General features: G+C 42.7%; 6 protein-coding genes and 1 pseudogene. 5 read left to right on the forward strand and 2 right to left on the reverse strand.

The features are described 5' to 3' along the window. Positions 1-114: 114 nt before the first annotated feature. Together AB5Z01_RS13360 and AB5Z01_RS13365 are read right to left on the reverse strand one after the other, a co-directional pair. Positions 115-2,574, reverse strand: coding sequence for a glycosyl transferase (locus AB5Z01_RS13360; protein WP_287215105.1), 2,460 nt, complete (start codon positions 2,572-2,574; stop codon positions 115-117). Between the two features lie 112 nt (positions 2,575-2,686). Next, the gene (locus tag AB5Z01_RS13365) at positions 2,687-3,691 is read right to left on the reverse strand and encodes an aldose 1-epimerase (protein WP_287215104.1); all 1,005 of its coding nucleotides are present in this window, start codon (positions 3,689-3,691) and stop codon (positions 2,687-2,689) included. Positions 3,692-3,965: 274 nt separating this feature from the next. Here AB5Z01_RS13365 and AB5Z01_RS13370 point away from each other — a divergent pair, with 274 nt between their 5' ends. From AB5Z01_RS13370 to AB5Z01_RS13390, 5 genes and pseudogenes are all read left to right on the forward strand, one after another. After that, on the forward strand, positions 3,966-4,172 hold the full coding sequence (locus tag AB5Z01_RS13370; protein ID WP_022288161.1) for a DUF378 domain-containing protein: 207 nt from the start codon (positions 3,966-3,968) through the stop codon (positions 4,170-4,172). A gap of 591 nt (positions 4,173-4,763) precedes the next feature. Then, positions 4,764-5,294, forward strand: a complete 531-nt coding sequence (locus AB5Z01_RS13375) for a cysteine hydrolase family protein (protein WP_038672464.1) — start codon at positions 4,764-4,766, stop codon at positions 5,292-5,294. 34 nt (positions 5,295-5,328) lie between these two features. Beyond that, entirely contained in the window at positions 5,329-6,039 is a 711-nt protein-coding gene (locus AB5Z01_RS13380; RefSeq protein ID WP_195221560.1) for an AzlC family ABC transporter permease, read from the forward strand. Then, a complete protein-coding gene (locus tag AB5Z01_RS13385; protein ID WP_022288164.1) occupies positions 6,033-6,353 on the forward strand; it encodes an AzlD domain-containing protein in 321 nt (106 codons plus the stop codon). Before AB5Z01_RS13380 ends, AB5Z01_RS13385 begins: the two co-directional genes overlap by 7 nt. 30 nt (positions 6,354-6,383) lie before the next feature. Continuing rightward, a pseudogene (locus AB5Z01_RS13390) lies at positions 6,384-6,479 on the forward strand (hypothetical protein); the annotation flags it as partial. Positions 6,480-6,648 lie beyond the last annotated feature (169 nt).

Raw genomic sequence — 6,648 nt, forward strand, 5'->3', positions numbered from 1 at the left:
TCTTTGACATAAAATAACCCCCTTTAGAGTTACACCATTTTATTATTTCATGTGTCTACTCTAAGGGGATTATATCACAAAGTACCGTCCTTTGATTTTTTATGAGAGTATGGCTTAGCCCATTACTACCTCAACATTTACTGTTGCACCATTTTCAGCTACAGGGAGAACATTGCCCTCTACTGCCTTGCCGTCAACTGTTACGCTCTTTACGCCCTTGCAAACGTGGTCAGGGTTCTTAACAGTGATGTTGTATGTTGCACCTCTGAACTGACGTGTTGCTGTCATGCCGTCCCACTCGTGAGGGATAGATGGATCTATCTTCAAGCCGTCAAAGTCAGCCTGTACTCCGAGAATGTACTGTGAGATAGCTACCATGTTCCATGCGGCTGTACCTGTGAGCCAGCTGTTCTTACCCTCGCCAAATCTGCTTGCGTCCTTACCAGCTATCATCTGACCGTATACATAAGGCTCTGTCTTATGAAGATCAGATATTTCCTCGTTGAATGCAGGAGCTATCTTGCTGTAATACTCGAACGCCTTGTCGCCTCTGCCTGCATATGCCTCTGCACAGATTATCCAAGCATTGTTGTGTGTGAAGATACCGGCATTCTCCTTATATCCGCCTGGGTATGTGGATATCTCACCATACTGGATATAATACTTTGAGTATGCAGGGTTGTTAAGAACAAGACCATACTTTGTATTGAGGTACTTGTCGATAGAATCAAGTGTCTTGATGTCAGCGCCCTCGTCCTTGCCTATTTCAGACATAACTGCGAAGCCCTGTGGCTCGATGAATATCTTGCCCTCTTCACATTCCTTAGAACCCATTTTTGCGCCTGTGGAATCGTAAGCTCTCAGGAACCAATCGCCGTCAAATGCAGATTCCATAACGTTCTTCTTCATCTTGTCTATCTCAGCCTGTGCTGCGGCAGCTTCATCGTCCTTGCCAAGGTGCTTGAGGATAGACACATAGTTAGGGCCTGTGTATGTAAAGAGTGTTGCTACCATTACAGACTCAGCTATCTTTGAGTAGCCGCCCTCGGCTGCAAACTTAGGGTTTGTATAAGTCTGGAAGCTCTCGCCCGGAGTGTCAGAGTAGCATGAAAGGTTGATACAATCGTTCCAGTCAGCTCTCATTGCAAGTGGCAGACCGTGAGGGCCGAGGTTATTTACAATGTGATAGAATGATACCTTAAGGTGGTCGAGCATTGGCTTAGCCTTTGACTCGTCATTATCGTATGGTACCATTTCGTCAAGGATAGACCAGTCGCCTGTTTCCTTGATGTATGCGGAAACTGAAAGGATCATCCACAGTGGGTCGTCTGAGAAGTCGCCGCCGATATCGGAGTTACCCTTCTTTGTAAGAGGCTGATACTGATGATAGCAGCCGCCGTCAGGAAGCTGTGTAGAAGCGATGTCGATGATACGCTGTCTTGCACGGTCCGGTATCTGATGAACGAAGCCGAGGATATCCTGGTTTGAATCTCTGAAGCCCATTCCTCTGCCGATACCGCTCTCGAAATATGATGCGGAACGTGAAAGGTTGAATGTTACCATGCACTGATACTGGTTCCAGATATTTACCATTCTGTTTACCTTGTCATCAGGTGTGTCAACATTGATAACGCTGAGAAGTCTGTCCCAAGTTGCCTTGAGTTCTTCAAGACCTGCGGCTACCTTTTCAGGAGTGTTATACTGCTCGATCATTGCGAGAGCCTTTTCCTTATTGATAGTAACGCCGTCAGCCTCGAACTTCTTGTCAACAGGCATTTCAACATAGCCGAGGATAAATACAAGAGTCTTTGACTCGCCCGGAGCAAGTGTTATCTTCTTGTAGTGTGAAGCGATAGGTGACCAGCCGTCTGCAAATGAGTTGTTAGCCTTGCCTGCTTCAACAGCCTGTGGGTTATGGAAGCCGTTATAAAGACCGATAAATGAATCTCTGTCTGTATCATAGCCGTCTATCTCATCATTTACTGTATAGAATGCAAAGTGATCTCTTCTGTCTCTGTATTCTGTCTTGTGATAGATAGTTGAACCTACTACCTCAACACGGCCTGTGCTGAAGTTTCTCTGGAAGTTTGTGCAGTCGTCCTGAGCGTCCCAAAGACACCACTCTGCAAATGAGAAGAATGAGAATGTTTTTTCTTCATTGCTCTCGTTTGTGAGAACTACCTGCTGAACTTCGCCGTTATAGTTCTGAGGAACAAAGAATGTAGCCTCAGCCTTAAGTCCGTTCTTCTTACCTGTGATAATTGTATAGCCCATACCGTGACGGCACTCATAAAAATCAAGTTCTGTCTTTACCGGTGACCAGCCCGGATTCCAGATAGTTTCGCCGTCTTTGATATAGAAATATCTTCCGCCCATGTCGATAGGCACGTTGTTGTAACGGTAACGAGTTATTCTTCTCAGTCTTGCGTCCTTATAGAAGGAATAGCCTCCTGCTGTGTTGGAGATAAGTGAGAAGAACTCTTGTGTGCCAAGATAGTTTATCCATGGATATGGCGTTCTTGGATTGCTGATGACATATTCCTTTTTCACGTCATCAAAATGACCAAATTTCATCAATAATTTCCACCTTTCGTAATTTATCTATTGTTAATTAATTTCTTAATTATAACCCATGCAAATGCGTATATCAATGGGTGACCTCATGTCGCACCTACTGCATTTTCTATTATTCAGTAAAGAATCTCTGCCAGCACTTGAATGTGTGACCCTTTGTTATCTCCTCATATCCGCTCACTTCGTTAGGCAGGCTGAGATTAGGAGAGTTTATCATAGCTGTCATTGGTTCAGGGCAGAAATATCCTTTATTGCCCTTATCGTTCCACATATTCCAGAACTTAAATTCTTTTGACACCTCGTTGCAAACCTTATGACCATTGTCAGTATCCACAACATAAGAGCCATGGAAGTCCTTACCGTCAAGCTTGTTCATGCCTGCGGTGTACATATCGTTTGAGATATTATGCAGGGTAGGCATTTTTGTACCCTCTTTATATTCAAGGTCTTTCTTTTTAAGAGGCAAAAGCTTTTCTGTAGGCAGACATCTCTTGTCAAGCTCGCACTTTTCGATTATCGGCACGCACATTCTCATTGATTCCTCCCTGCCGCCGTCGCACATTGGTGCGTTAAGGCAGGTATGAGTACATATAGAAACAGGCAGAGCCTTGTCGCTGTTGTTTGTCAGGTATATCTCCTGCAAAAGACCGCTTTCAGAAAGCGTAAACGTATAGGATATTTTAAAATCCACTGGAAAATAAGAATACATCTCGTCATTCTTGTCAAAGGTATAAGAAGTAACAAGCACAACTTTTTTATCCTGTGTTGAATAACACTCTATTTCGTGTTCTCTCTTATGCACCCAGCCATGGATAAAATTATCAAGCTTTTTCTCATTTACAGGCATTTGATACACTGCGTCAGATGTCTTTATAATGCCCTTATCAAAGCGATTAGGCAAGAAAAGAGTAGGCAGTCCCCATATCTCTCTCGCCTTATTTATAGTCTTGAGAGTGCAGTCATCACGATATCTGAACACCTCTATGCCGTTTTCCTCGTCACGAAGCCTCAGCACAGAAGCACCAAGTTTTGGTGCGATAACGCAGGAATACTTTCCCGACTGCATTCTGACACATTCCGTATCTTTAAACATGAATTTAAGGTCTATATTATTCAAAAAAGTAACGCCCCCATAGTGCAAAGCGATGATCTGCCTCCCGCTTTACCATACATTTTTACTTAAACGATTAACATACAATTATTATAACATAGCCCATCGCTTTTGTCTAGTACAAAACGCAGATTTTTATATAGAATTTTCACTGTGTTTTTTAGTAGTTTTTTACCAAACGTTTAATGAATAATCCAAAAAAATATGACAATACTACAATCAACAGCCCGCTGACAGACGGACTGCTCTATATCTTAAACAATCAAAGGAGGAGTTTCTCATGATAGATAGGATCGCACTGCTGCTTCTCATAATAGGCGGCATAAACTGGGGGCTTGTGGGCATTTTCCAGTTCGACCTTGTGGCATTTCTTTTCGGAGGCGCTGCAGCGATACTAAGCAGGATCATCTACGTTTTAGTAGCTATTTCGGCTATCTGGTGCATTTCACTGTTTTTCAAAGACAACAGACTTGTCACCGAGCAGTAGTCCCCTGCAGGTCATGGCGGCAGGAGAGGGAGCTTGTTTCAGAGGGCAGCATTTTATCACGGGTTTGCCTGCTGCATATTCTAAAATCGGCTCTCTTTCCTGCTGTCATGACCTTATTTTTTTGTTTTAAACATTAAAATTTGAACATCACAGACACTAAAAATGGATAAGATATTTTACTTTTTTAAGTCGATTTAAGTTCAGACCTCACGCAGATGTCATTGTTAGCATAATGTCAACGAAATATTTGTGCAAAATCCCGAATTTTCAGAAAATTAACAAGTTCTTTGCAACTTTTTCTTGACTATCGCTACAAAAGAGGTTATAATTTAATTGATGTTAAGGATATTGAACATAATTTGTTTGATTTAACATCCGTTTTGTTGTCTCCTTTCTTTTGTTCTACACATAGTTTTTTTTATTTTATTTTCTGCTGAGCACCGTTGCTCAGCATTTTTTTTGCCCATTTTATGCACACGTTGAAAAATTCATATTTTAGAGTTATAATGTTATTTTATGGACTAATAAAACAATATGTCAGTTCTTACCTGTCAAAACGTTTTCGTCGTGAGAGAAAGGAGTAAATAGAATATGAGATATCTTATAGTTGTTGATATGCAGAATGATTTTGTCACGGGCAGTCTTGGCTCAAAAATGGCAGAAATGATCGTTCCTGCTGTCTGTGAAAAAATACGCAGTTACAAGGCTCAGGGCAGCACTGTATTCATGACCCTTGACACGCATTTCAAGGATTATCTTGAAACGCCTGAGGGAAAAAAGCTCCCTGTGGAGCATTGCATAAAAGGCACCGAGGGCTGGCAGCCTGAGACTCAGGTAGCTGAGGCTATCGGTGGAAGCGCAGAGGTCTATGAAAAAAGCACATTCGGCTCGGCTGAGCTTGCACAGCACCTTGCTGAAATAACAAAGGCAGGGGACGAGATAGAGCTTTGCGGACTTTGCACAGACATTTGCGTGGTATCAAACGCTTTGCTAATAAAAGCTTTTTGTCCTGAATGCGAGGTCATAGTTGACGCAAACGCTTGTGCAGGAGTAACGGAAGAAAGCCACAAGGCGGCACTTGTTACAATGGCGTCATGTCAGTGCAGGATAGATAATTTTTGATTTGAGGGGGAACACCGCTTCGGCGGAATGATTTATGAGTGGTTTCAAAAAAGGTCTTAAAGACGGCATACCTATTGCTTTGGGGTATCTTTCGGTATCTTTTACATTCGGACTTCAAGGCGTAAAAGGTGGTCTAAGCTGGTGGGAAACTGTGCTTATCTCTATTTGCAACGTGACCTCGGCAGGTCAGTTCGCAGGACTTGACATTATGCTGTCGGGAGGCGGTTTCTGGATAGAAATGGCTTGTGCACAGTTTATCATCAATCTGAGGTATGCACTTATGTCCATATCTCTTTCGCAGAAAGCTGACAAGTCACTGTCGGGAATACACCGCTGGCTGGTAGGTTTCGGAGTGACAGACGAGATATTTGTCATGGCAATGGGAAATATAGGGGAAGTTTCAAGGCAGTATATGTATGGGCTTATCGCTTTACCTGTAGCAGGCTGGTCGCTGGGGACCCTTATAGGTGCGGCGGCAGGAAAAATACTTCCTGAGATAGTCATAAGCGCACTTAGCATTGCAATATACGGAATGTTCCTTGCAATAATAATACCGCCTGCAAAGAAAAACAAGGGCATTGCAATGGCGGCGATATTTGCGGCTCTTCTTAGCTGTTGTTTCAAGTGGCTGCCTATTCTTAATAAGGTATCCGGAGGATTTTCCATAATAATCTGCACCGTTCTTTCCGCAGGGGTAATGGCGGCTCTCATGCCTGTGAAAAATGAGGAGGACGGTCAATGCTGAGTATAAGAGATTTCTTCATTTATCTTTTCATTATGGCAGGAGTGACCTATCTTATTCGTGCCCTGCCGTTGGTGATATTCAAGGGCAAGATAACAAACAGATTTGTGCAAAGCTTTCTTTACTATGTGCCATATGCTGTGCTTGGAGCAATGACGTTCCCGTCCATACTATTCTCAACGGGAAACCTTGCGGCTTCCATAGCAGGACTTATAACAGCCTGCGTGCTTGCATTCAAGGAAAAAAGCCTTATTATAGTTGCGGCATTTGCCTGCCTTGCAAGCTTCTGCGTGATACTTATTTGTCAGCTTATCTAAATGTAGGGGCTGGCGTCCTCGACAGCCCACCAGCTCATGCAGGACAAGCTTGTTGAACACAAGCAGTATATTGCCGAATATGGTCTTGATATGCCTGAGATCAGAGATTGGAAATGGGATATCTGATAAAAAGCCTTTCTATTAATTAAATATACCCACACAAAAAGGCGCTGTAAAAAAACGCGCAATAAAAAAAGACTGCAACCACCCTTAAAAGAGTAGGAAAGCAGTCTTTTTTGTGGTATAATAAATTTGATGAAAAAATACCAACAAGAATATAATACACCATATCAAT

The organism is Ruminococcus sp. RTP21359st1_H3_RTP21359_211015 (assembly GCF_040909065.1).
GTDB classification, from domain to species: Bacteria; Bacillota; Clostridia; order Oscillospirales; family Ruminococcaceae; genus Hominimerdicola; species Hominimerdicola aceti.